This is a genomic window from Veillonella sp. CAG:933 (assembly GCF_000431435.1).
Classification (GTDB): Bacteria; Bacillota; Negativicutes; order Veillonellales; family Veillonellaceae; genus Veillonella_A.
Genome location: NZ_HF986179.1, coordinates 1 through 2,927, shown reverse-complemented (window position 1 = coordinate 2,927; position 2,927 = coordinate 1). Strand labels below are relative to the sequence as shown.

2 protein-coding genes are annotated in these 2,927 nt (G+C 47.7%); one reads left to right on the top strand and one right to left on the bottom strand.

The window, feature by feature from the left end; translation table 11 throughout:
* A partial coding sequence (locus QZL64_RS04190; protein ID WP_296309298.1) for a RecQ family ATP-dependent DNA helicase occupies positions 1-1,234 on the bottom strand: 1,234 nt, incomplete at its 3' end.
* A gap of 161 nt (positions 1,235-1,395) precedes the next feature.
* On the opposite strand from QZL64_RS04190, the gene putP reads away from it, so the two are divergent.
* A complete protein-coding gene (putP, locus tag QZL64_RS04185) occupies positions 1,396-2,880 on the top strand; it encodes a sodium/proline symporter PutP (protein ID WP_021840750.1) in 1,485 nt (494 codons plus the stop codon).
* The last annotated feature ends 47 nt before the right edge of the window (positions 2,881-2,927 follow it).

Below are 2,927 nucleotides of genomic sequence, written 5' to 3'. Positions count from 1 at the left end.
CTTCCTTTGTCAAATCGCGCAGCGCGCCTTTGTGTAAGCAAGAGCCGCAATTGTCGCAGCGCGTCCAGTTCACCGTTTCACCAAAGTAGTTAAGCATATACTTACGCAAACAATCCGTCGTAAAACAATAGTTAATCATCTGCTGCAATTTGCTCATTTCAATGCGGCGCCGCTCCGGTTCGTGCACCGATTCATTAATTAAATACTTGTGTATCATCACATCGCGGCCGCTATAGAGGAGCACACATTTTGACGGTGCCCCATCACGGCCCGCACGCCCCGCTTCCTGGTAGTAACTTTCCATGTTGCGGGGCATCTGGTAATGCAGTACATAACGCACATTACTCTTATCAATCCCCATGCCGAACGCACTGGTAGCCACCATGACGCGCACCTTATCGTAAGCATAGCGTTCCTGCTGCATCTTACGGATTTCATCACTGAGGCCTGCATGGTAATAACCGACTTCCACACCTCGTTTAGCCAATTCACCGTACACCGTTTCTACATCTTTACGGGTGGCGCAGTAAATGATACCGTTTGCCGCATCATGGTCCGCCACAAACTGCAGCACATATTGCAATTTATTCTGCGGTTGCACTACTTCAAAGGATAGATTCGGTCGGTCAAAACCGGTCACATGCACCGTGGCATTCGTTAGACCCAAGAGTCGCTTCATATCCGCTTCTACTTCGCGCGTGGCACTGGCTGTAAAGGCCCCGATTACCGGCCGCCGCGGCAGTTGTTCAATGAACGGTGCTATGAGCTGATAAGAAGGTCTGAAGTCATGCCCCCATTGCGATACACAGTGGGCTTCATCGATAATGACCTGATCAATGGGCAGTCCCTTGAGAAAGTTAATAAACCATTCCGAAGCCAATCGTTCCGGCGCCAAGTATAATATTTTAACCCGGCCCGCGCGCAAGGCCCGCATAACGTTAACGGACTCATCCTTATCTTGGGTACTGTTCAAATAAGCTGCGGGAATTTTTTGCATGCGCAAGCCGTCTACCTGGTCTTGCATCAAGGATATTAACGGTGAAAAAACAATGGTCAAGCCTCGTTTTAATATGGCGGGAATCTGAAAACAAATCGACTTCCCCGCACCGGTAGGCATGATGGCGAGCACATCTTTATTGGCCAGTAGCGAAGCTACCGGCACTTCTTGAGCCGGTCGAAACGACGTATAGCCGAAATAATGGGCTAATGCTGCCTCCGCTGCTTTATGTGCCATGTCCGTTCACATCCTTTCTTTCGGGAATTATCACACCATATTATTTTAACATTTTTTGACAAAAAACACACCTACCACTCAATTATTTAATATAGTAGAAACTGTATTTTTATGCTAAAATATAAGAATATATTTATTATGAAAGGGGGGTGCATCCAAGTATGCACGATCAATTCTCCATTATTCTCGCCTTTGCCATCTATCTAGGTGTTATGATGTACATTGGCATTTATTATTATCGCAAGTCACGTAATCTGAGTGATTATATTCTGGGCGGCCGAAAGCTGGGCCCTTGGATAACTTCCATGAGTGCGGAGGCTTCCGATATGAGCGGTTGGATGCTCATGGGCTTACCCGGTTTTGCCTACAGCACCGGGATTTCCGCCATCTGGATTGCCATCGGCCTTGCCGGCGGTACCTGGCTGAACTGGGCCTTCGTATCGAAGCGCCTGCGCAACCATACGGAAGTAGCCAATAACAGTTTAACCATTCCGGATTACTTAAAAAACCGCTTCCGCGATACGACTAAAATCTTACCTATCGTGTCCGCTATTTTCATCATTATATTCTTCCTGATTTACACCTCATCAGGCTTCGTTGCGGGGGGCAAACTCTTTACGACGATTTTCGGACTTGATTATACCGTATCCCTCCTCATTACGGCGGGCGTAGTAATCTTCTATACCTTCCTCGGCGGGTTCTTAGCCGTAAGTTGGACCGATTTTATTCAGGGCACCATGATGTTCTTTGCCATCTTACTCATTCCAATCGCCGCAGCCTTCACGTTAAACGGTCCGATTAATACAGCTCATTTAATCGCTACAGAATTTCCGCAAGGTCTTTCCATTTGGGGGCCTGAAGCCGACACCTATACCTTAGTCATCGGTATCATCTCATCTGTCGCTTGGGGGCTTGGCTATTTTGGTCAACCGCACATCTTGGTTCGTTTCATGGCCATCTCCGATGCCCGTGAACTGAAAAAAGCCACCAATATTGCCATGGTATGGGTTGTTATTTCCCTCATTGCAGCTGTAATGGTTGGTCTTGTAGGTAAAGTATTCCTCAGCACACCACTTGCCGGCGCTGATGTGGAAAAAGTATTCCTCGTAATGAACGAAGAACTCTTCCCGCCATTTGTGGCCGGTCTCGTATGGTCCGCCGTACTGGCAGCCATCATGAGTACTGCTTCCGGGCAGTTATTGGTAACGGCCTCTTCCGTTTCACAGGACTTGTATAAAAACATCGTCGGTCACCGCACCAGCGATCAGGAATTAGTACTTATCAGCCGTATTACGGTACTTGTTATTTCCGCCATTGCCTTGTGGCTTGCCCTCGATCCGAACAGCTACATTTTAACCATGGTCGCCTATGCGTGGGCCGGCTTCGGTGCCGCTTTCGGCCCTGCCATTTTGCTCTCCCTCTTCTGGCGTCGCATGACCTTAAAAGGTTGTGTCGCCGGCATCGTGGTTGGTGGCTTGACTGTACTTATTTGGAAACAGTTCGAGTGGTTCGGTATCTATGAAATCGTGCCGGGCTTCTTGTTCTCCCTCATCGCCATTTATGTGGTAAGCCTTTTGGATAATCCACCTTCTAAAGAAATTACCGATGAATTCGATGAAGCACAACGGATGCATATCGAGTTATAGGACAAAAAGTGTGTTTAGAAAGTGCTGCAAACTTAGATAAATACTGG

What these genes read in the sequence shown, in the direction of transcription:
- putP (WP_021840750.1), top strand. Translation starts at nt 1,396, where the DNA reads ATGCACGATCAATTCTCCATTATTCTCGCCTTTGCCATCTATCTAGGT.